The organism is Paracoccus sp. Arc7-R13, from assembly GCF_004010775.1.
Lineage (GTDB): Bacteria > Pseudomonadota > Alphaproteobacteria > Rhodobacterales > Rhodobacteraceae > Paracoccus > Paracoccus marcusii.
This window is the reverse complement of record NZ_CP034810.1, coordinates 1,186,373-1,208,036: the sequence shown is the minus strand read 5'-3', so window position 1 is coordinate 1,208,036 and position 21,664 is coordinate 1,186,373. Positions and strand designations below refer to the sequence as shown.

General features: G+C 69.0%; 22 protein-coding genes. 12 read left to right on the top strand and 10 right to left on the bottom strand.

Annotated features, from left to right (window positions below; all coding sequences use genetic code 11):
• The first annotated feature begins 46 nt into the window (after positions 1-46).
• On the top strand, positions 47-1,024 hold the full coding sequence (locus EOJ32_RS06055) for a zinc-binding dehydrogenase (RefSeq protein ID WP_045981522.1): 978 nt from the start codon (positions 47-49) through the stop codon (positions 1,022-1,024).
• Positions 1,025-1,048: 24 nt separating this feature from the next.
• On the opposite strand, the gene EOJ32_RS06050 is transcribed toward EOJ32_RS06055, so the two are convergent.
• Together EOJ32_RS06050 and EOJ32_RS06045 are read right to left on the bottom strand one after the other, a co-directional pair.
• Positions 1,049-1,405 carry a YigZ family protein gene (locus tag EOJ32_RS06050; protein WP_127897997.1) on the bottom strand — a complete coding sequence of 119 codons (357 nt, stop codon included), beginning with the start codon at positions 1,403-1,405 and terminating at the stop codon, positions 1,049-1,051.
• Complete coding sequence (locus tag EOJ32_RS06045) at positions 1,405-1,821, bottom strand: Fur family transcriptional regulator (protein ID WP_127897996.1); 417 nt, start codon at positions 1,819-1,821, stop codon at positions 1,405-1,407. The genes EOJ32_RS06050 and EOJ32_RS06045 overlap by 1 nt, the downstream gene beginning before the upstream one ends.
• Before the next feature lie 97 nt (positions 1,822-1,918).
• On the opposite strand from EOJ32_RS06045, the gene EOJ32_RS06040 reads away from it, so the two are divergent.
• The 5 genes from EOJ32_RS06040 to EOJ32_RS06020 all read left to right on the top strand — a co-directional run bounded on the left by EOJ32_RS06040 (position 1,919) and on the right by EOJ32_RS06020 (position 6,767).
• The gene (locus tag EOJ32_RS06040; RefSeq protein WP_127897995.1) at positions 1,919-2,794 is read left to right on the top strand and encodes a metal ABC transporter solute-binding protein, Zn/Mn family; all 876 of its coding nucleotides are present in this window, start codon (positions 1,919-1,921) and stop codon (positions 2,792-2,794) included.
• Positions 2,787-3,659, top strand: coding sequence for a manganese/iron ABC transporter ATP-binding protein (locus tag EOJ32_RS06035; protein WP_127897994.1), 873 nt, complete (start codon positions 2,787-2,789; stop codon positions 3,657-3,659). The genes EOJ32_RS06040 and EOJ32_RS06035 overlap by 8 nt, the downstream gene beginning before the upstream one ends.
• A 67-nt stretch (positions 3,660-3,726) precedes the next feature.
• Positions 3,727-4,587: a metal ABC transporter permease gene (locus tag EOJ32_RS06030; protein ID WP_127897993.1), complete on the top strand. Its 861-nt coding sequence runs from the start codon at positions 3,727-3,729 to the stop codon at positions 4,585-4,587.
• Positions 4,584-5,399, top strand: a complete 816-nt coding sequence (locus tag EOJ32_RS06025; protein ID WP_127897992.1) for a metal ABC transporter permease — start codon at positions 4,584-4,586, stop codon at positions 5,397-5,399. The genes EOJ32_RS06030 and EOJ32_RS06025 overlap by 4 nt, the downstream gene beginning before the upstream one ends.
• 72 nt (positions 5,400-5,471) lie before the next feature.
• The gene (locus EOJ32_RS06020; protein ID WP_127897991.1) at positions 5,472-6,767 is read left to right on the top strand and encodes a GH1 family beta-glucosidase; all 1,296 of its coding nucleotides are present in this window, start codon (positions 5,472-5,474) and stop codon (positions 6,765-6,767) included.
• Here the strand turns inward: EOJ32_RS06020 and EOJ32_RS06015 are convergent.
• Positions 6,764-8,362, bottom strand: coding sequence for a GMC family oxidoreductase (locus EOJ32_RS06015; protein WP_045981514.1), 1,599 nt, complete (start codon positions 8,360-8,362; stop codon positions 6,764-6,766). The genes EOJ32_RS06020 and EOJ32_RS06015 overlap by 4 nt on opposite strands.
• Before the next feature lie 124 nt (positions 8,363-8,486).
• Here EOJ32_RS06015 and EOJ32_RS20060 point away from each other — a divergent pair, with 124 nt between their 5' ends.
• From EOJ32_RS20060 to EOJ32_RS05990, 6 genes are read left to right on the top strand one after another with little or no spacing between them, the layout of a single operon-like run.
• A complete protein-coding gene (locus EOJ32_RS20060; protein ID WP_164871398.1) occupies positions 8,487-8,651 on the top strand; it encodes a hypothetical protein in 165 nt (54 codons plus the stop codon).
• Complete coding sequence (locus EOJ32_RS06010) at positions 8,651-9,832, top strand: VWA domain-containing protein (protein WP_127897990.1); 1,182 nt, start codon at positions 8,651-8,653, stop codon at positions 9,830-9,832. Before EOJ32_RS20060 ends, EOJ32_RS06010 begins: the two co-directional genes overlap by 1 nt.
• Positions 9,829-10,410, top strand: coding sequence for a DedA family protein (locus tag EOJ32_RS06005; protein ID WP_127897989.1), 582 nt, complete (start codon positions 9,829-9,831; stop codon positions 10,408-10,410). The genes EOJ32_RS06010 and EOJ32_RS06005 overlap by 4 nt, the downstream gene beginning before the upstream one ends.
• A gap of 5 nt (positions 10,411-10,415) precedes the next feature.
• Positions 10,416-11,099 (top strand): M48 family metallopeptidase, encoded by a 684-nt coding sequence (locus tag EOJ32_RS06000; RefSeq protein WP_045981511.1) that lies wholly within the window; start codon positions 10,416-10,418, stop codon positions 11,097-11,099.
• Positions 11,100-11,158: 59 nt separating this feature from the next.
• Positions 11,159-12,322: a hypothetical protein gene (locus EOJ32_RS05995; protein ID WP_127897988.1), complete on the top strand. Its 1,164-nt coding sequence runs from the start codon at positions 11,159-11,161 to the stop codon at positions 12,320-12,322.
• Positions 12,319-13,647 carry a cytochrome P450 gene (locus tag EOJ32_RS05990; RefSeq protein ID WP_240542508.1) on the top strand — a complete coding sequence of 443 codons (1,329 nt, stop codon included), beginning with the start codon at positions 12,319-12,321 and terminating at the stop codon, positions 13,645-13,647. Before EOJ32_RS05995 ends, EOJ32_RS05990 begins: the two co-directional genes overlap by 4 nt.
• A 21-nt stretch (positions 13,648-13,668) precedes the next feature.
• Here the strand turns inward: EOJ32_RS05990 and EOJ32_RS05985 are convergent, their stop codons facing one another.
• The 7 genes from EOJ32_RS05985 to EOJ32_RS05955 all read right to left on the bottom strand — a co-directional run bounded on the left by EOJ32_RS05985 (position 13,669) and on the right by EOJ32_RS05955 (position 21,614).
• Complete coding sequence (locus EOJ32_RS05985; protein ID WP_127899308.1) at positions 13,669-14,769, bottom strand: ABC transporter ATP-binding protein; 1,101 nt, start codon at positions 14,767-14,769, stop codon at positions 13,669-13,671.
• A 14-nt stretch (positions 14,770-14,783) separates the two neighbouring features.
• Positions 14,784-15,596 carry an ABC transporter permease gene (locus EOJ32_RS05980; protein WP_127897987.1) on the bottom strand — a complete coding sequence of 271 codons (813 nt, stop codon included), beginning with the start codon at positions 15,594-15,596 and terminating at the stop codon, positions 14,784-14,786.
• Positions 15,593-16,465: an ABC transporter permease gene (locus EOJ32_RS05975; protein WP_046000153.1), complete on the bottom strand. Its 873-nt coding sequence runs from the start codon at positions 16,463-16,465 to the stop codon at positions 15,593-15,595. Before EOJ32_RS05975 ends, EOJ32_RS05980 begins: the two co-directional genes overlap by 4 nt.
• 84 nt (positions 16,466-16,549) lie before the next feature.
• Entirely contained in the window at positions 16,550-17,320 is a 771-nt protein-coding gene (locus EOJ32_RS05970) for a squalene/phytoene synthase family protein (protein WP_127897986.1), read from the bottom strand.
• Positions 17,317-18,726 carry a cysteine--tRNA ligase gene (cysS, locus tag EOJ32_RS05965; RefSeq protein WP_127897985.1) on the bottom strand — a complete coding sequence of 470 codons (1,410 nt, stop codon included), beginning with the start codon at positions 18,724-18,726 and terminating at the stop codon, positions 17,317-17,319. Before cysS ends, EOJ32_RS05970 begins: the two co-directional genes overlap by 4 nt.
• A gap of 33 nt (positions 18,727-18,759) precedes the next feature.
• Positions 18,760-19,983 carry a glycosyltransferase gene (locus EOJ32_RS05960; protein ID WP_127897984.1) on the bottom strand — a complete coding sequence of 408 codons (1,224 nt, stop codon included), beginning with the start codon at positions 19,981-19,983 and terminating at the stop codon, positions 18,760-18,762.
• The gene (locus tag EOJ32_RS05955) at positions 19,980-21,614 is read right to left on the bottom strand and encodes an ABC transporter ATP-binding protein (protein WP_127899307.1); all 1,635 of its coding nucleotides are present in this window, start codon (positions 21,612-21,614) and stop codon (positions 19,980-19,982) included. Before EOJ32_RS05955 ends, EOJ32_RS05960 begins: the two co-directional genes overlap by 4 nt.
• Between the last annotated feature and the right edge of the window lie 50 nt (positions 21,615-21,664).

Here is a 21,664-nt window from a genome sequence, read left to right as displayed (position 1 = left end):
GCAATGCCTAGGTCAGCTGCAACGAACAGGACCGAAAGGATATCTTATGCGCAGCGTCACCCATGACCGCTTCGGCGAACCCGCCGACGTGCTGCAGTCGACCGACACCGACCGTCCCGCCCCGCAGGATGGCGAGCTGCTGGTCCGCGTGCTTCTGTCGCCCATCCACAATCACGACCTGTGGACCATCCGCGGCAATTACGGCGTGCGTCCCGACCTGCCCGCCACCGCCGGCAGCGAGGCCGTGGGCATCGTCGAGGAGACCGGCCCGGGCGTCGACCCCGCCCTGAAGGGCCGCCGCGTCGCCGTCGCGGGCCTCAAGGGGTCCTGGGCCGAATACGCCGTGGCCCAGGCCGCCGGCGCAATCCCTGTCCCCGACGAGATGCCAGACGCGGCCGCGGCCCAGCTGATCGCCATGCCCTTCAGCGCCATCACGCTGCTGGAATTCCTGCACGTATCGCGCGGTGACTGGGTGATCCAGACCGCCGCCAACGGCGCGGTGGGCAAGATCATGGCCGTGTTGGCGCAGTCGCGCGGCGTGCGCCTGCTGAACCTGGTCCGCCGCCCCGAAGCGGTCGAGGAACTGACCGCGATGGGCATGACCGACGTCATCTCGACCAGCGACCCGGACTGGGTGGCCAAGGCCCGCGCGATCATCGGCAAGGACGGCGCCCGCGCGGCGGTCGATTCCGTGGGCGGCGCGGTCGCGGCCGGGCTGGTCGACCTGCTGGGCACCGAGGGGCTGCTGGTCACCTTCGGTTCGACCACCGGAGAGGACCTGCAGCTGCCTGCTGGGCCGATCATCTTCAAGCACCTGTCCGTCAAGGGCTTCTGGGGTGCCAAGGTGATGCCCGCCACCCCGGCAGAGGATCGCCAGCGCATGTTCGGCGAACTGATCGGGCTGGTCATGGACGGCAAGCTGGACCTGACCGCGGGCGGCACCTTCGGACTGGACGAACCGACCCAGGCCGTCACCGCCGCCCTGACGCCGGGCCGCACCGGCAAGGTGATGTTCCGGCCCTGACCGAGGGGGTGACCCGTCGCCGGGTCAGCCCGCCCCCATCTCCCGCAGGTAATGGCGCACCGCATCGGCGACATGCCGGAACCGGTCCCCGCCCAGATGCTTGCCGCCGTACCAGCGCGTGACGATGACCACATGATCCTGCAGGCCGGCGCGGTCCAGCATCTGCAGGATCAGCTGCCCTGCGCCGCTTTCCCCATCATCATCCTTGACGCCCTCTCCGCCCAGGATGGCGGCCCAGCTGTGATGGGTGGCCTTTTGGAACCGCTTGACCCGCGTCAGTTCGGCCAGCATCGCGGCCACCGCCGCCCGGTCGGCGGCAGGCCCGCCCGACACCGCATAGCGCGACCCCCGGTCGCTGATGATCTTGTCGAACACCTGCATCAGCGCCGTCGCACATACAGCTCCAGCCGGTGATGGATGATGTCATATCCCATCTCGGCGGCGATCTCGGCCTGAAGGCGCTCGATCCGTTCGTTAGTGAACTCCATGACCTCGCCGCTGTCCACGTCGATCATGTGGTCGTGGTGGCGCTGGTCGGCGGCCTCCCAGCGGGCGGGCTCTCCCTGGAATTCCAGCTTCTCGATCACGCCCTGCGCCTGCAGCGTCGTCAGCGTGCGATAGACCGTGGCCAGCGACACCCCCGCCCCGGCGGTGACCGCGCGGGCATGCAGCTCGGCCGCGTCGGGGTGGTCGTCGGCCGCGGCGATCACCTGCAGCAGCGCCGCGCGCTGGCGCGTGACGCGGACCCCCGCATCCCGCAACGCCTGCTCCAACCTGTCCGCTCGTCGTCTGGTCATCCGCGCATTCTGCCGCAGCCGGGGTCCAGTTGCAACTGGTTCTCAACTGTTGACAGTTGCGAACCGTTCGCAGATAACAGGGGCATTGGAGGATGCGATGTATCGATTCCTGACGCCATTCCTGTTCCTGATCCCGACCCATGCGACCGCCGACCAGCTGCAGGTCGCCACCAGCTTCACCATCATCGCCGACATGGCCCGCAACGTGGGCGGCCACTTGGCCGAGGTGCGATCCATCACCCCGCCGGGGGCGGAGATCCACGACTATCAACCCAGCCCGCGCGACATCATCGGCATCGCCGATGCGGATCTGATCCTGGTCAACGGGCTGAATCTGGACGGATGGGCGCAGCAATACCTGGACCGTGCGGGCGACGTGCCCATCGTCACGGTGACGCAGGGCATCGACCCCCTGCCGATCCGCAGCGGCGATTACGAAGGCAAGCCCAACCCCCATGCGTGGATGGCGCTGGATTCGGCGCGGATCTATGTCGACAACATCGCCGCCGCGATGGCCCAGGCCGACCCCGACAATGCCGCCGCCTATGCCGCGAATGCGGACGACTACAAGCAGCAGATCGCCGATGTCGTGGGCCCGCTGCGCGACGCCGCCCGGGCCCTGCCCAAGGATCGTCGCTATCTGGTCACCTCCGAAGGCGCCTTCAGCTATCTGGCCCGCGATTTCGGCCTGACCGAGATGTATCTCTGGCCCATCAACGCCGAAGGCCAGGGCACGCCCCAGCAGGTCCGTGGCCTGATCGACGCCATGCGTGACACCGGCGCGCCGGTGATCTTCTCGGAAAGCACCATCTCGGACCGTCCGGCGCGCAGCATCGCAGCGGAAACCGGGGCGGACTATGGCGGCGTCCTCTATGTGGACAGCCTGTCGGACACGGACGGGCCGGTGCCCACCTATCTGGACCTGCTGCGGGTCACGTCGCAGACCATCGTGGACGCGCTGGCCGATGGCTGACCCTCAGACCCAGCGCGACCCCCTGGGCATCGAGGTCGGCGACCTGACGGTTGCCTATCGCAACGGCCACCGCGCCCTGGCGCAAGCCAGCTTCACCGTGCCACAGGGCTCGGTCACCGCGCTGGTCGGCGTGAACGGCGCGGGAAAATCGACGCTGTTCAAGGCGCTGATGGACCTGCTGCCCCATGCCACGGGTCAGGTGCGCATCCTGGGCCTGACCGTGCGCCAGGCCCTGTCGCGCAACCTGGTCGCCTATGTCCCACAGGCGGAGGAGGTCGACTGGACCTTCCCCGTGCTGGTGCGCGACGTGGTGATGATGGGCCGCTACGGCCATATGGGCTTCCTGCGCCGCGCCCGCCCTGCAGACCGACAGGCGGTGACCGATGCGCTGGCCCGCGTCGGACTGACCGATTACGCCACCCGCCAGATCGGCGAACTGTCCGGTGGCCAGAGAAAGCGCGTCTTCCTGGCCCGCGCGCTGGCGCAGGAGGCGCGGGTGATCCTGCTGGACGAACCCTTCACCGGCGTCGACGTGCAGACCGAACAGACGATCATCACGCTTCTGCGCCAGATGCGCGACGAAGGCCGGGTGATGCTGGTCTCGACCCATGATCTGGGCTCGGTCCCTGAATATTGCGACCGCGTTGTGCTGGTCAAAGGCACGGTGCTGGCCTTCGGCCCGACCGAGACGACCTTCACACCCACCAACCTGCGCCAGGCCTTTGGTGGCACGCTGCGCCATTTCATGCTGGGCGGCACCGACCTGCATGCCGACGCGGACGCGCGCAACGTGGACGTCTTCACCGACGACGAACGCCCGCTGATCTTCTACGACGACCGTCACCGGACGGGGGGCGGCGCATGAGCATTTCTCCTTTGCCCCAATACCCTGCGGGGGTGCGGGGGTGCAAAACCCCCGCGCGCGACGCCCGATGATCGATCTGGCCCTGACGCCCTTTACCTATGGCTACATGGCGACCGCGATCTGGGTCTCCGCCCTGGTCGGGGGCGTCTGTGCGTTCCTGTCGGCCTACCTGATGCTCAAGGGGTGGAGCCTGATCGGCGACGCGCTGTCCCATTCCATCGTGCCGGGCGTGGCGGGGGCCTACATGCTGGGCCTGCCCTTCGCGCTTGGGGCGTTCCTGTCGGGTGGACTTGCGGCGCTGACCATGCTGTTCCTGAACACCCGCACGGGGCTCAAACAGGACGCGATCATCGGCCTGATCTTCACAGGCTTCTTCGGCATCGGGCTGTTCATGGTGTCACTGAACCCGGTCGCGGTGGACCTGCAGGCGATCACCATGGGCAACATCCTGGCCATCGCGCCGGGCGACGTGATCCAGCTGGTGCTGATCTCGGGCGTCTCGCTGGCGATCCTGCTGATGAAATGGCGCGACCTGATGGTGGTCTTCTTCGACGAAACGCATGCCCGCACCATCGGCCTGCACCCGAACCGCATGAAGGCGCTGTTCTTCACCCTGCTGGCCGCCTCGACGGTGGCGGCGATGCAGACCGTCGGCGCCTTCCTGGTCATCGCCCTGGTGGTGACGCCGGGGGCCACGGCCTATCTGCTGACCGACCGCTTTCCGCGGCTGATCGTGATCTCGGTCGTGATCGGCACGACGACCTCGGCCATCGGCGCCTATGCCAGCTTCTTCCTGGACGGGGCCACGGGCGGCATCATCGTGACGCTGCAGACGCTGATCTTCCTGGCAGCCTTCACCTTCGCCCCCACCCACGGGCTGCGCGCCACGCGCCGCCGCGCCCGCGATGCCGTGCGGACGCAGCCATGAATGCGCTGATCCTGCCCTTCACCTTTCCCGTCATGGCGGACGCGGCGCTGATCGCGGTGATCGTGGCCATCCCGGCGGCGCTGCTGTCCTGCTTTCTGGTCCTCAAGGGCTGGGCGCTGATGGGCGACGGGATCAGCCACGCGGTCCTGCCGGGCATCGTGCTGGCCTATGCCCTGGGCCTGCCGCTGCTGGTCGGAGCCTTCGCGGCGGGCATGGTCTGCGCGCTGTCCTCGGGCTGGCTGGACGCCAACAGCCGCATCAAGTCCGACACCGCGCTTGGCGTGGTCATGGCAGGCATGTTCGCCGTCGGCCTGATCCTGTTCACGGTCTTTCCGCCCGGGGTGCATCTGGACCATCTCCTGTTCGGCAACATTCTCGGCATCGGGCCGGGCGATTTTGCCCAAGCCCTGCCCATCGCCGCCGTGGTGACGCTGGCGCTGCTGCTCAAATGGCGGGATTTCGCGCTGCTGGCCTTCGATCCGGTGCAGGCGCGGGTGTCGGGCCTGCAGGTAGGCTGGCTGCACTACGGGATGCTGGCGATGATCGCCGCGTCGGTCGTGGCGATGCTGTCGGCGGTGGGGATCATCCTGGCCGTGGGCCTGCTGATCGCGCCCGGCGCCATCGCCTTCCTGCTGACCCGCCGGCTGGCGGTGATGATGGCGCTGGCGACCGCCATCGCGGTGGCCAGCGCGCTGGCAGGCATCTGGGCCAGCTTCTGGCTGGACAGCGCGCCCGCCCCCACGATCATCGTGATCCTGACCGCGGTCTTCGTTCTGGCCTTTGCCTGGCGGCAGATGGCGCCCCGCGTGTGAACGGCGGCGCCTGACCCCTTTCCCGCCCCGCGCGGACATGCCAGCATGGTTGCGCCATCAGGAGGATCACCCATGCTGCCGCCCCGCACCGACTTTCCCGCAGGTTTCACCTTCGGCGCCGCCACCTCGGCCTATCAGATCGAGGGCACGGCCGGCGCGGGCCCGTCGCATTGGGACACCTTTGCCGCCACGCCCGGCAACATCATGGATGACAGCGACGGCAGCCGCGCCTGCGATCACCTGCGGCTGTGGCCGCAGGACCTGGACCTGATCCGCGACGCAGGCTTTGACGGCTATCGCTTTTCGACCTCCTGGGCGCGGGTGATGCCGGACGGGGTGACGGTGAACCCCGATGGTCTGGATTTCTACGACAAGCTGGTCGACGGCATGCTGGAACGCGGCCTGAAGCCCTTTCTGACCTATCACCACTGGGATCTGCCCGCGGCGCTGTCGTCGCAGGGCGGCTGGCAGAACCGCGACATCGCGCAGCGTTTCGCGGACCTGTGCACCACGATCAACGCCCGCATCGGCGACCGCGTGGCATCGGCCGCCACCCTGAACGAGCCGTGGTGCATCGCCTGGCTGTCGCATTTCCTCGGCCACCACGCCCCCGGCCTGCGTGACATCCGCGCCGCCAGCCGCGCCATGCACCACGTCCTGCTGGCCCATGGCACCGCGATGCAGGCGCTGCGCGCCGATGGCGCCACGAACCTGGGCATCGTGCTGAACTTCGAGACCAGCCACCCCGCCGACAACTCCGCCGAGGCGGAACAGGCGGCAGAGACGCAGGACGCGATCTATAACCAGTGGTTCATCCGCGCGCTGATGGGCCAGGGATACCCGGACGCCGCGCTGGCCGGGATCGGTCCGCATCTGCCCGACCGCTGGCAGGATGACATGGACCTGATCGCGCAGCCGCTGGACTGGCTGGGGGTCAACTACTACACCCGGCGCCTGTACACCCGGAACGACGGGCTGTGGCCCCACGCCTCCGAGGTGCCGGGCCCCCTGCCCAAGACCCAGATGGACTGGGAGATCCGCCCCGAGGGCCTGACCGAATTCCTGACCCGCCTGGCGCGCGACCACACCGGCAACCTGCCGCTGTATGTCACCGAGAACGGCATGGCCTCCGAGGTGCCGACCGACGATCAGGCCCGCATCCGGTTCATCGGCGATCACCTGCGCGCGACCAAGGCGGCGATGGATCAGGGCGTGGACGTGCGCGGGTTCTTCTACTGGTCGCTGCTGGACAATTACGAATGGGGCTGGGGATACGGCCCGCGCTTCGGCCTGGTCCATGTGGACTATGACACGATGGTGCGGACCCCCAAGGCCAGCTGGCACGCGTTCCGCGAAATGCTAACCTAACGCGCCAGGATCATCCCCGCCGCCTTGTCCGCGATCATCGTGACCGGTGCATGGGTGTTGCCCGACACGATCGCGGGCATCACCCCGGCATCGGCGATGCGCAGGCCCGACAGCCCGTGCACGCGCAGCTGCGCATCGACCACGGCCATCGGGTCCGACCCCATGCGCGTCGTGCCGACCGGGTGGAAGATGGTCGTGCCGACCTCTCCCGCCGCCTGCGCCAGATCGGCGTCGCTTTGTAGATGCGCGCCCGGCTTGTGCTCCTCGGGCGCGAATTCGGCCATGCGGGCGGTCGCCATCAGGCGGCGCGCATGGCGCAGGCTGTCGATGGCCACCTGTCGGTCGCCCTCGGTCGTCAGATAGCGCGGCGCGATGGCGGGGGCCGTCCGGGGATCGGGCGCGGTGATGTGCACGGACCCCGTGCTTTCGGGCCGCAGATTGCAGACCGACACCGTCAGCCCCGAAAAATCGTCCAGCGGGTCGCCGAACTTGCCCAGGGACAACGGCTGCACGTGATATTCGATGTTGGGCGTGTCGAACGCATCGGACGATTTCGCGAATATCCCCAGCTGGCTGGGCGCCATCGCCATCGGCCCCGTCCGACGCAACGCGTATTCCAGCGCGATGCCGGCCTTGCCCCAGATCGTTCGCGCCCGGTCGTTCAGCGTCCGCGCGCCGCGGATGCGGAACACGGTGCGCAGCTGCAGGTGATCCTGCAGGTTCTCGCCCACCCCCGGCAGGGCATGGACTGGCGCGATGCCCAGGGCCGCCAGGCGATCCGGCTGTCCGATGCCCGACAGTTCCAGCAGCGCGGGCGAATTGATCGCGCCCGCGGCCAGGATCACCTCGCCCCGCGCGCGCGCCAGCCGGCGCTGGCCGTGCTGGTCGAACAGGACGCCCGTGACGCGACGGCCGTCCATCTGCAGGCGCAGGACCTGGGCATCCGTCTCGATCCGCAGGTTGGGGCGGCCGCGGGCGGGGTTCAGGAAGGCCTTCCTTGCGTTCCAGCGGATGCCCTTGCGCTGCGTGACCGGAAAATAGCCGACGCCCAGGTTGTCGCCCCGGTTGAAGTCGGGGTTGGCGGGCAGGCCCAGCTCCTGCGCGGCCTGGGCCACCGCGTCCAGGATCGGCCAGCGCAGCCGCTGCTGTTCGACCCGCAATTCGCCCTGATCGCCGTGGATGTCGCAGGCCGGTTCGTAATGGCGCTCCGTCGCGCGGAAATGCGGCAGCACGTCGGACCAGGACCAGCCCGCATTGCCCATCTGCCGCCAGCGGTCGTAATCGGCCGCCTGCCCGCGCATGTAGATCATGCCGTTGATTGACGAACACCCGCCCAGAACGCGCCCGCGCGGATAGTTCAGGCGCCGCCCGTTCAGACCGGGTTCCGGTTCTGTCTGATAGCACCAGTCCAGCGTCGGGTTGCCCATCGCATAGAGATAGCCCACCGGCACATGCACCCAGAAGCGGTTGTCATGCCCCCCCGCCTCCAGCAGCAGGACCCGGTTCGCGGGATCGGCCGACAGCCGGTTCGCCAGCACGCACCCGCCCGAGCCCGCGCCCACGATGATATAGTCGTAATCCCCGAAATCCTGCATGCCGATCCTCCGTCCCGGTGGCGACGCTAGTGGCACGGCCGCGCGGGGACAAGCGGTCGCGGTTGCGGGCGGGGGCCGGGCACGGTATCTGCTGGGGGCCTTGGGTGCCACGGGAAGGACCGTCATGATCGTCATTGCAGCCGTCATCATCGGTGCCATCCTGGGCTGGCGCCGCGCCGGCCAGCTGGGCGGCACCCGCGCCGACCGCATCCAGTATGCGGTGGCATTCGCGCTTGGCCTGGCCATGATCGGCGTTGTCGCCACGATCATCGTTCATCGGATGAGCTGATGTTCCTGCCCTTTCTGGACAATCTGCGCAGGCACGGGGTTCCCGTCTCGCTGCGGGAATGGCTGGATCTGATGGAGGGCATGGGCGCCGGCCTGGACGGCATGACGGTCGAGGGGTTCCACGGCTTGGCCCGGCTGGTGCTGGTCAAGGACGAACGCCATATCGACCGCTTCGACCGCGCGTTCTCGGACACGTTCTCGGGGCTTGAGCAGGTCGATGTCGGCGACCTGCTGGACCCCCGCGCCCTGCCCGAAGGGTGGCTGGAGAAGCTGGCCGAAAAGCTGCTGTCGGACGACGAAAAGGCGCAGGTCCAGGGCCTGGGCAGCCTGCAGGCGCTGATGGATACGCTGCGCAAGCGGCTGGCCGAACAGCAGGGGCGCCATCAGGGCGGCAACAAGTGGGTCGGCACCGCGGGCACCTCGCCCTTCGGTGCCTATGGCTACAACCCCGAAGGCGTGCGCATCGGCCAGGACGGCAGCCGCCACCGCCGCGCCGTCAAGGTCTGGGACAAGCGCGAGTACCGCGACTTCGACGACACCGCCGAACTGGGCACCCGCAACATCAAGGTCGCGCTGAAGCGGTTGCGCCAATGGGCCCGCCACGGCGCCGCGGACGAGCTGGACGTGCCCGGCACGATCCGCGCCACCGCCGACCACGGCTATATCGACGTGCAGACGCGGCCCGAACGGCGCAACGCGGTCAAGGTGCTGCTGTTCCTGGACGTGGGCGGCAGCATGGACGACCATATCCGCGTCGTGGACGAGCTGTTCAGCGCCGCCCGCGCTGAATTCAAGCATATGCAGCATTTCTATTTCCACAACTGCCTGTACGAAGGCGTCTGGACCGACAACCGCCGCCGGTGGGACGCGCAGACGCCCACCTGGGACGTGCTGCACCGCTATGGCCGCGACTACAAATGCATCGTGGTGGGCGACGCATCGATGTCGCCCTACGAGATCGCGGTGCCGGGCGGGGCCAACGAACACTGGAATCCCGAATCCGGGCAGGTCTGGCTGCAGCGCCTTGCCGGGGCCTGGCCCGACCATGTCTGGCTGAACCCCGTCCCCGAGGCGCATTGGGGATACACCCAATCCATCGGCATGGTGCAGCAGGTCTTTCCCGACCGGATGCTGCCCCTGACGCTGGACGGGCTGACGCGCGCCATGCGGGTGCTGGGATGATCGCCCAGCTGACGGCCCTGCTGCCGGTCTGGGGGCCGTCGCTGGTGGGGGCGATGGCGTTCCTGTCCTGCATGATGGTCCCGGTGCCGACCTCGGCGGTGCTGGTGGCGGCGGGCGCGCTGACGGGGACCGGGCACCTGAACCTGGGGCTGATCGGCGCAGGCGCGGTGCTGGGGGCCAGCGCGGGCGACGCGGCGGCATTCCTGCTGGCGCGCCGGATGCGGCCGTGGCTGATGCGCGGCAGGCGGGGGGCGATCCTGGCGCGGGCGCAGGCGCTGATCGCCCGGCGCGGCGCGGGAGCGGTGTTCCTGTCGCGCTGGCTGGTCACGCCGCTTGGTCCGGCCACCAATTACGTCGCCGGGGCCGCGGGGGTGTCGCTGGCGCGGTTCATGGCCGCCTCGGTCCCCGGAGAGGCGATCTGGGCCACGCTGCATCTGGGCGCGGGGCATCTGGCCGGGCGCGGCTTTCGCGGGGACGAGGCCGCGGCGCTCAAGGCACTTGCGGCGGCCGCGGTGCTGGCTGCGGCAATCTGGGCGGGGCGCAGGCTCTGGCATCGGCGGTCGGGCGCCGCCATATAAGGGCCATGATGCGTTACCTGCCCTTCATCCTGCTGGCGCTGTACCTGGTCGCGATGTGGTTCTTTTCCGCATGGCGTCTGCGCCAGGAGCTGAACCAGAAGGCCACGCCCCTGACCCATCCGCGCCTGACGCCCATGCTGGACCGGCTTGGCCGCGCGATGGACCTGCCTCCGATCCGCGCCCATGTCTATGAGATCGAGCCGGTGAACGGCCTTGCCGCCCCCGACGGGCGCATCTTCCTGACCCGCGGCTTCCTGCGCAAGCTGGACGCCGAAGAGGTCACGCCCGAGGAACTGGCCAGCGTCATCGCGCACGAACTGGGCCATGTCAGCCTGGGCCATTCGCGCCGCCGGATGATCGATTTCGCAGGCCAGAACGCGATCCGCATGGCGCTGGCCGGGGTTCTGGGGCGCATCCTGCCGGGCATCGGCGCCTGGATCGCCAACCTGATCGCGACCGCCGTCGCCGCCCGCCTGTCGCGCCAGGACGAGTTCGAGGCCGACCGTTTCGCCAGCGCCCTGATGATCAAGGCGGGCCTTGGCACCGCCCCGCAGAAATCGCTGTTCCGCAAGCTGGACCGCCTGACCGGCAGCGGCGGCGCAGGCGCCCCCGCATGGTTCCTGTCCCACCCCCCCGCCGCCCGCCGCATCGCCGCGATCGAGGCGCACGAGGCGCGCTGGCGCGGCTGACCGGGTCTTGCCGCGGCGGCATTTCCACCTAAGGTGGTGCCGGACAGTCAAGGGCCCCCATGACCGCACCGTTCCGCCGCCACGTCCTGTACCTGCCGGGTTTCGACCCCATCCCGCCGCGCCGCTATCGCGAGCTGTATCGGCGCGAGGCCGCGGATCAGGCGCGGATTTCGGGCCACCGGCTGCGCATCACCAAGGCGCAGGCGCAGGGCTTTGCCTGGACCGTCCACGGCCGGGTCGAGGGTCGCGACACCATCACCGTGATCGAGGTCGCGCTGTGGTCCGACATCGTGCAGGCCTCGATGCGGCAAGGCATCGCGGGGACGTTCGCACAGCTGGCGCGGACGTCCTGGACCTATATCGCGACGGGCACCCTGTCGCGGCTGATGTGTCTGCGGCGCGGGCCGGTCATCGCGGCGCTTTATCCCATCGCGGTGCTGCTGGCACAGCTGGCGCTGGCTTTGCTGGCTGGGGGGCTGGCGGCGTCGGCCGTCGGCGGTTGGCAGGGCCTGCCCGTGGGGCTGGCGGTGGCCTGGGGCGTGCTGGTTCTGGGGCGGCGGCTGGATCACCGGCTGTTCGCCTATTACCTGATGCACGATTACGCCTTCACCGCGCGGCATCGCGGCGCCTATCCCCCCGCGCTGGAGGACCGGCTGGCCCAGTTCCGCGCCCGCCTGATGGCGATCCTGGACGACGGACCGGACGAGGTGCTGGTCGTCGGCCATTCGTCGGGCGCCTATCTGGCCGTGTCGCTGATGGCCGATCTGCTGCGCGAACGTGCCGACCCCGGCCCGGCCCTGTCGCTGCTGACGCTTGGGCACGTCGTGCCGATGGCGGCGTTCCTGCCCGATGCCGGGCGGCTGCGCGACGACCTGGGCTGGCTTGCGCGCAGCGACGGGTTGTTCTGGCTGGACGTGACGGCACCGGGCGACGCCTGCTGTTTCGCGCTGTGCGATCCGGTTGCGGTCTGCGGACAGGGCGGCCCGGACCAGCGCTGGCCGCTGGTGATTTCGGCGGCGTTCACGCACACGCTGTCGCCGGACCGGCAGGCCGCGTTGAAGAACCGATGGTTCAAGCTGCATTTCCAGTATCTGTGCGCCTTTGATCGGCCGGGCGATTACGACTATTTCGCGATCACCGCCGGGCCGCGGACGCTGGCGCAGCGGTTCGCCGGGCGCAAGCCGTCCCCGGGGCGGATCACCCGGCCCGTGGGCGCGCGGTGACGCCCCGCCCCCAAGGCGCACAGGGGGGCGGGACGCTGCGCGGGCTGATCCGCGGGTTCAGGCGCGACCTGCTGGGTGCGCTGCCGGAACGCCTGTACGGCGCGTGGATGGCGGAATTCCGCAGTCCGGTGATCCACAGCTTCTTCTGCAACGACCCGGCGCTGATCCGGCTGATCCTGCAGGATCGGCCGGGCGATTTCCCGAAATCGAACCGCATGCGCGAGGGTCTGGCGCCGCTGTTGGGCAACGGCGTCTTCATCGCGAACGGCGCGGACTGGGCGCGCCAGCGGCGCATCATCGACCCGGCGTTTGACGGCGGCCGCCTGCGCGACAGCTTTCCCGCCGTGCTGGCCGCCGCGCGCGCGGCCAGCCAGCGGCTGACCGCGGGAGTACAGGACATCGAGCCGCAGGCCGCCCATGCCGCCGCCGACGTGATCTTTCGCACGCTGTTCTCGATGCCCGTCGAACACCGCATTGCGTCCGACGTGTTCGAGGCGTTCCGCGACCATCAGGCCGCTCAACCCTTGGTGAACCTGGCCGCCCTGCTGCCCCTGCCCGCCTGGATGCCGCGGCCCCATTCGCGCCGCACCCGCGCCACCGCCGCGCGCATTCGCGGGCTGATCGGCGATCTGGTGCGCGAACGTCGCCGGGCCATCGCGGCGGGAACCGCGCCCGACGATCTGGCCACGCGGATCATGACCACCCCAGACCCCGAGACCGGCACGCCGTTTTCGGAGGCCGAGATGATCGACCAGGTCGCGGTCATGTTCCTCGCCGGGCATGAGACCAGCGCCTCGGTCCTGGCTTGGGCCCTGTGGCTGCTGGCGGCTCATCCTGATTGGCAGGACCGCGTGGCCGCAGAGGCCGCGACCCTGGACGACTTCGCCAGCGTCGGCGGGTTGCGCGCCACGCGTGCCGTGTTCCGCGAGGCGCTGCGCCTGTATCCTGCCGTCGCGATGTTCGTGCGCGAGGCCACCGCCCCCGAGATGTTCCGCGAGCGGCCCGTGCCGCGCGGGGCGCAGCTGGTCATCTCTCCGTGGCATCTGCACCGGCACAACCGGCTGTGGGACCGGCCGGATGATTTCGACCCCGCCCGTTGGGACACGCCGGAGGGCAAGTCCAGCGCCCGCGCGGCGTTCCTGCCGTTCTCGGCCGGGCCGCGCGCCTGCCCCGGCGCGGGGCTGGCGATGATCGAGGGGGTGGTGATGCTGGCCGCAATCACCGCGCGGTGGCGGCTGGAGGTGACCGACCGCCAGCCGATGCCCATCGCCCGGCTGACGATCCGGGCGCGCGACGGCATCTGGGTCAGGCTGACGCCGCGCTAGCGGAGCAGGCCCCCCTTCGCGTCAGCGGAACAGCACCAACGATCCGGGCGACCAAGCCAACCGGGTCCGCGTCCCGACCTCCTGCACGTCGCGGCCAAAGACGTTGCGCATCGAGATGCGGACCGTGCGCGACTTGCCGTCGCCCCGCGCCACGCCGTCCAGGCGCAGGTCGTAATAGGTCATGTCGCCGTAATAGACGACCTCGTCGATGGTGGCGTTGGTCTCGCGTGGCTGCGTGTGGGTCGCGCCCGGACCGACCAGGGTCATCGTCTCGGGGCGGAAACCGATCACGGCGCCGGCATCGTCGGGATTGGCGCGGCTGACCTGGCGTTCGGGCAGCTCGACCGTACCCAGGCCCGCGACATCGACGGTGACCGTGCCGCCCGCCTCGGACAGGATCGTCGCGGGCAGAAAGTTCATCACCCCGATGAAATCCGCGACCCGCCGCGTGGCCGGGCGGGCATAGAGGGCCTCGGGGCCGTCCAGCTGCGCGATCTCGCCCTCGAACATCACGGCGATGCGGTCGGACATGACCAGCGCCTCCTCCTGGTCATGGGTGACCAGGACGAAGGTGATGCCGACCTGACGCTGCAGCTTGATCAGCTCGACCTGCATCTGCTCGCGCATCTTGCGGTCCAGGGCCGACAGGGGCTCGTCCAGAAGCAGCACCTTGGGCTTGAGGATCAGCGCGCGGGCCAGTGCCACCCGCTGCCGCTGGCCGCCCGACAGGGCATGCGCGGATCGCGCGCCGTATCCCTTGAGGCCGACCATGGCCAGCGCCTCCTCGACCGCGGCGGCCTTTTCAGCCTTGCTGCGCGGATCGCGGCGCAGGCCGAAGGCCACGTTCTCGGCGACGGTCAGATGCGGGAAGATGGCATAGGACTGGAACACCATGTTGGTGGGCCGCTTGTTCGCGGGAACCTCCTCCATGCGCTTGCCGCCGATCAGGATGGCGCCGTCGCTGATGTCTTCGAAGCCCGCGATGGTGCGCAGAAGCGTGGTCTTGCCGCAGCCCGACGGGCCCAGCAGGGAGAAGAACTCTCCGGCCCGGATGGTCAGGTCGATCCCGCGCAGCGCGTGATAGTCGCCGTAATACTTGTGGACGCGCTGACATTCGATCATTGGCTTGGCTTCGATCACATCAACCCTCCGGTGGGCTTGCCGCCGATGCGGGCATTGCCCCGGCGGCGGAAATATTCGCCGATCGCCAGAAGGACGATCGACAGGATCACCAGCACCGTGCCCAACGCCATGATGACGGGGATCGCGCGCGGAAAGCGTAGCTGGCTGAAGATGTAGGTGGGCAGCGTCGGTTCGTTCCCCGCCAGGAAGAAGGCCAGGATGAACTCGTCCAAGCTGATGGTGAAGCTGATCAGCAGCGCGCTGATGATGCCCGGCATGACCAAGGGCAGCGTGACCAGACGGAACGCGCCCCACTTGCTTTCGCCCAGGTCATAGGCCGCCTCCTCCAGGCTGCGGTCCAGCGACGAGAAGGCGGTGGTCAGCACGGCGATGGCATAGGGCATACAGATCAGCGTGTGCCCCGCGATGACCGTCATCAGCGACAGCTGCACCCCCATGCCCAGCAGCACGACCAGCAGCGACATGGCCACGATGATTTCCGGCAGCACCATGGGCAGCATGATGAACCCCATCATCCCGCCCTTGCCCGGAAACACGAAGCGGGTCGAGGCGCGCGCCGCGAAGATGCCAAAGCAGGTGGCCAGGATGGACGAGGCCACCGCCACGGTCAGCGAATTGGTCAGCGCCCGGCGCAGCGTCGCGTCGCCCCACATCTGCCGGAACCAGTCGGTCGTCACCCCCTGCAGCGGAAAGGCGATGATCGTGCCCGAGTTGAACGCGAACATCGGCAGCAGGATGATCGGCGCATACAGGAACAGCAGATAGAAGATTGCATAGGCCTGCAGGCCGCGTCCCTGGCGGTTCATTGGCGCACCTTGAGGAAGCGGCGGTTGAGGAACAGGAAGACCAGGCTGACCACCGCCACGATGGCCATGGCCGTCACCGCCAGCGCCGATCCCAGGGGCCGGTTGTCCAGCGCCAGCATCTGGACCTGGATCAGGTTGGCGATCATCGGGATCTTGCCGCCGCCGATGACCTCGGGCGTGACATAGTCGCCGATGGTCGGGATGAAGACGATCAGCACCGCCGCGATGACGCCCGGCATCGCCAGGGGCAGCGTCACCCGCCAGAAGGTCATCAGCCGGCTTTCGCCCAGATCGCGCCCGGCCTCCAGCAGGGATCGGTCGATCTTCTCCAGCGCGACGAAGATCGGCAGGATCGCGAAGGGCGCGTAGGCATGGGCCAGCGTCAGCACGATCGCGTTGGTGTTGTAGAGGATGAAGGTCAGCGGCTCGTCGATGATGCCAAGCCCCGTCAGGGACGAGTTGATGACGCCGTTGTACCCCAGGATCACCTTCCACAGGAACACCCGGATCAGATAGCTGGTCCAGAAGGGGATCGTGATCAGGAACAGCCACATGGCCTTCTTTTCGGGCCGCACGCAGAAGCTGACGTAATAGGCGACCGGAAAGGCCATCACCACGGTCGCCAGCGTCACGATGGCCGCCACGACCAGCGACCGCAGCATCACCGTCCGCACGATCGGGTCGGTCAGCACCTGGGTATAATTGTCCAGGGTGAAGTCGCGGATGATCTCAAGATAGCCGTCGGTCAGGAAGCTGTAGGCCAGGATGGTCAGCAGCGGCGCCGCCAGGATCACCAGCGCATACAGGAACGGCGGCGCGATCAGCGACAGCCCGGCCCGTGCCTGGTCGTCGAACTTGGCCTTTGCCATGGCGATCCCCTTCCGTCCGCCCCGCCGGGCCTTTCGCAATTGCTGTCACAGGCCGCGCGCGAGGAAAAGAGGTTTCTAGCCCGCCTAGCGCCACCAATGCCCGGTCAGCGCCAGCCGGGCCAGCGATGCGCGCCGCTGAAACGGCGTGATCGCGGTGGTGGCCTCGAACGGATCGGTGCGCCCGGCCATGATCTCGGACAGCAGGCGCGGCACGCGGGGGCCGGGATACAGCGCCGCCGCCGCCCGGCGCGGCAGCTTGCGGTGCATCCGTGCGGCCATGCGCAGCCCGTCGCGCGCCTGTTCTGCCAAGGCCCGCGCGTCCTCGGGGCGGGCCGGTTCCAGCCCCAGCCGGACTGCCTGCAATTGCGGCAGCGCGCGCAGCCACGCGGCCAGACCGGCACCGCGGGCCTGATGGGCCACGATCTCTCGCGTGCCTTCGGGCGCGCCGCAGCGGCGCGCGGCGGTCCACATCAGCGCGCCCGCCGTCGCGTCGACATAGGCCAGCACCGCCTGCGGCCCGTCAAAGGGCTGGCGTTCGCAATCCCTGCGCCGGGCCTCGGCCATGGGCGACAGGGCGCCCGCGTCGGTCCCCCAGGCCTCCCACAGGGGCGTCAGCACGTCGTGCAGCGGGGGCGCGGTGCCCTGCCCCATCTCGTCCAGCCGGTCGATCCACCATTGCAGCCGCATCTCGGCCAGCATCGGCTCGGCCGACTGGAACGGCGCGCGGGCGATCTCCAGGTTCAGCGCATAGAGCGTGACCAGCGCCGGACGGTCCGCCGCCTCGGCCACCAGCACCGCACCGAACCGGTCGGGGTCATGCTGGCGCAGCGCCTCGGTGCAGGCCTCCAGGGTCATGTGCCGTGGGTCCGCGCCAGATCGGCCAGTCGTGCCGGATCGAACCCCGCGGCCAGCGACCATTCGGGCCCCTTGGCCGTGTCCTTGACCTCGACGCCCGCTGCCGCGAACCCGTCGCGGATCGCATCCGCACGGGCGAAATCACGGGCTTGGCGCGCCGCCAGTCGCGCCGCCAGCAACGCCTCGATCTGGCCCGCCGCACCGGCATCGGCCTGGGCCCACTCGCCCACACCCGGCAGCAGCAGGCCCAGCATCCGGGCCGATGCCAGCAGCGTCTCCGCGTCCCCCCGACCCGCCAGGTCGTGCAACACCGCGATGGCACCCGCAGCGTTCAGGTCATCGGCAAGCGCCTCGATCAGCGCGGGTGCCGGGCTTGTTGCGGGTTCGATGCCCGCAACAAGCCCATGCCACCGCCGAAGCACAGCTTCGGCCTCCTGCGCCTTGGCCTCGGTCCAATCCATCGGCTTGCGGTAATGCGTGGACATCATCACGAAGCGGATCACCTCGCCGGGCACGCCCCGGTCCAGCAGGTCGCGCACGGTGAAGAAGTTGCCCAGGGACTTGGACATCTTCTTGCCTTCGACCTGCAGCATCTCGTTGTGCAGCCAGACATTGGCGAAACCCGCGCCGGGATGGGCGCAGCAACTCTGTGCGATCTCGTTCTCGTGGTGCGGGAACTGCAGGTCGATGCCGCCGCCGTGGATGTCGAAATGCGGCCCCAAGAGCGCCGCCGACATGGCCGAGCATTCGATGTGCCAACCCGGACGCCCCCGGCCCCAGGGGCTGTCCCAGCCCGGCAGATCGTCCGAGGACGGCTTCCACAGCACGAAATCCATCGGGTCGCGCTTGAAGGGCGCCACCTCGACCCGCGCGCCCGCGATCATGTCGTCGACCGAACGGCCCGACAGCGTGCCGTAGTCGGGAAAGGACCGCACGTCGAACAGCACATGCCCCTCGGCCTCATAGGCATGGCCCTTGGCGATCAGCTCGGCGGTCATCGCGATCATCTGGCCGACATAGGCGGTCGCCCGCGGCTCGTGGTCCGGACGAGCCGCGCCAAGCGCGTCCATGTCGGCGTGATACCAGCCGATCGTCTCCTCGGTCCGCTCGGCGATCAGCGCCGCCAGGGACAGGTCGGACCCGGCCGCACGGCGGCGCTGCGCCTCGGCGTTGATCTTGTCGTCGACATCGGTGAAGTTGCGCACATACGTGACCGCACGGTCGCCGTATTCATGCCGCAGCAGCCGCACCAGCAGGTCGAACACCAGGACCGGCCGGGCATTGCCCAGATGGGCGCGGTCATAGACGGTGGGTCCACACAGATACAGACGCACGTTGGCCGGGTCGATGGGGACGAACTCCTCCTTGCGGCGGGTGCGGGTGTTGGTCAGCCTGATCTGCGTCATGATGCGGCCCTTTTGGCAAGCGTGGCCAAGGGTCTATCGCATCGCGCCCTGGCTTTCCACCCAGGCAATCTGGCGCGGCAGCGATTGCGACGCCAGATCATAGCCCCCCAGGATCGTGGCCCGCGCCGCCTTGCGGATCGCCGCCGCCTGCGGATCGCCCGCCAATCCGCGGATCAGGGCCGCCGACAGGGCCGACCCGTCAAAGAACGGCACCAACCGCCCGTTCACCCCGTCGGTGATCAGCTCGCGCACCGGTTCGGTATCGGACGCCACGACATACCCCCCGGCCGCCATCGCCTCGGTCAGCGACCAGGACAGCACGAACGGATAGGTCAGATAGCAATGCACCCGCGCGACCTGCATCAGCGACAGATAGTCGCCATAGGGCACGCGGCCCAGGAAATGCACCCGCGACAGGTCCAGCCGGGCGCCGACCTCCGCCAGCAGCTTGTCCTTCCAGCTTTTCGCATCGCGCGGCTTGGCGCCATAGCTGGTGCCCTCGGCGCCGACCAGGACCACCTGCGCGTCGGGGCGCGCCGCCAGCACGTCGGGCAATGCCCGCATCAGCACGTGAAACCCGCGGTAAGGCTCCAGAGAACGGGACACGAAGGACAGCACCTCGTCCCCCGCGCGCAGGATCGTGCCGCCCGGAAGGGTCAGGCGGGCCGCGGGATCGGGGGCCACGCGGGCGGTGTCGATGCCGTCATGGATGACGGTGATCTTGCCGCGCAGCTCGGGCGGAAAGCTGTCGGCCTGATAACGGGTGGGCGCGATGGCCGCATCGGCCTGCACCATCGCCTGGACCAGATGCGCCGACCGCGCGACGGTCATGAAGCGCACCTCGTCCCGGTCGGGGCTGATCTCGGGGTCGAAGCCCACGTCGTGGCCGCGGGTGCGGTACATCAGCTCGGCATAGACCAGCAGGCGCGCGTGGGGCCAGATCTCCTTCAGGAACAGCGTCTCTCCCCAGCCCGGATGGCCGATGACGATGTCGGGGTGAAACCCGTGCCGGTCGCGCAGCGCACGCGCCCCCCGCGCCGCCAGCAGGCCGCGTTCCGCATGGTCCGCATAGGTCCGGCCCAGGGCGCTGTCGGTCTGCACCGCCGCCGGCGCCTTGTAGCGCAGGGTCCGGATCGGGCTGGGCCGCTGGTTGTTCTCATCCGTCAGGGCCAGGACCTGGTGGCCGCGCGCGGCCAGGGCCGGGGCCAGATGCGGAAACTGGCCCGGAAAGTTCTGGTGGACGAACAGGATCTTCATTCTTGGATCGGAAAGGCCGCGCGCAGCAGGGCGCGGGTGTAATCCTGCCGGGGCGCGTCAAAGATCTGCGCGACGCTGCCATGTTCGACGACCTCTCCGGCGCGCATGACCATGATGTGATGCGCCATCGCGCGCACCACGCGCAGATCATGGCTGATGAACAGGTAGGCCAGCCCGTATTTCCGCTGCAGGTCGCGCAGCAGATCCACGATCTGCACCTGCACGGTCATGTCCAGCGCGCTGGTCGGCTCGTCCAGGACGACGACCTTGGGGCGCAGGATCATCGCGCGGGCGATGGCGATGCGCTGACGCTGACCGCCGCTGAATTCGTGCGGATAGCGGTGCATCATCTGGGGGTTCAGCCCGACCTCGGTCATGATCTCGGTGACCAGCTGGCGGCGGTCCCGGCCGGGTTCGACCCCGTGCACGCCCAGGCCCTCGGTGATGATCTGTTCGATCGTCATGCGGGGCGACAGGCTGCCATAGGGGTCCTGGAACACGATCTGCATGTCGCGGCGCAGGCGGCGCAGCTGGCCGCTGGTCCAGGCCTGGATATCCTGGCCCAGATACAGAATCGGGCCGTCGCTTTCGATCAGGCGCATGATGCCCAGGGCCAGCGTGGTCTTGCCCGATCCCGATTCGCCGACGATGCCCAGGGTCTCTCCCGCGCGCAGCGACAGGGTCGCGCCGTTCACCGCCTTGACGTGCCCCGTCACGCGGCGCAGCAGGCCGCGCTTGATGGGAAACCAGACCTTCAGGTCGCGCGTCTCGACCAGGACCGGCGCATCGGGGGCGATGGGATCGGCCTGCCCGGTCGGCTCGGCGGCCAGCAGCTTGCGGGTATAGGGGTGCTGGGGCCGGGCAAAGATGTCCTCGACCGCGCCCTGTTCGACGATCTCTCCGTCCTTCATCACGCAGACGCGGTCGGCGATGCGGCGCACGATGCCCAGATCGTGGCTGATGAACAGCATCGACAGGCCCTCGTCGGCCTTCAGCTCGGCCAGCAGGGCCAGGATCTGGGCCTGGATGGTCACGTCCAGCGCCGTGGTGGGTTCATCCGCGATCAGCAGGTCGGGACCGTTGGCCAGGGCCATCGCGATCATCACGCGCTGACGCTGACCGCCCGACAGCTGGTGCGGATAGTCGGCCAGGCGGGTTTCCGGGTCGCGGATGCCGACGCGGGTCAGCAGTTCGATGATCCGCGCCCGCGCCTTGGCGCCCGACAGCCCCTGGTGCAGCGCCAGGCTTTCCGACAGCTGCTTTTCCAGCGTGTGCAGCGGGTTCAGCGAGGTCATCGGCTCTTGGAAGATGAAGCTGATGTCGTTGCCGCGGATGTCGCGCAGGGTGCGGTCCGATGCGCCGACCATCTCGCGGCCCGCGTATTTCACCGACCCCTGGACCTCGGCCGAGGCGCCCAGCAGCTGCACGGTGGACAGCGCCGTGATCGACTTGCCCGAACCGGATTCGCCCACCAGGGCCACGGTCTCACCACGGTCGATGTGAAAGCTGACGCCCTTGACGGCCGCGGTCAGGACGCCTTCGGACCGGAACCCGATGCGCAGGTCGCTGACCGCCAGCACGGCATCGCTGGACGGGGCGGGCACGGGACGCGCCTGCGACGCGCCGGGCATCGAGCCGCCATGGCTCTCGGCCACGGCCGCGGGGGCGCCGGGGGCGGGGC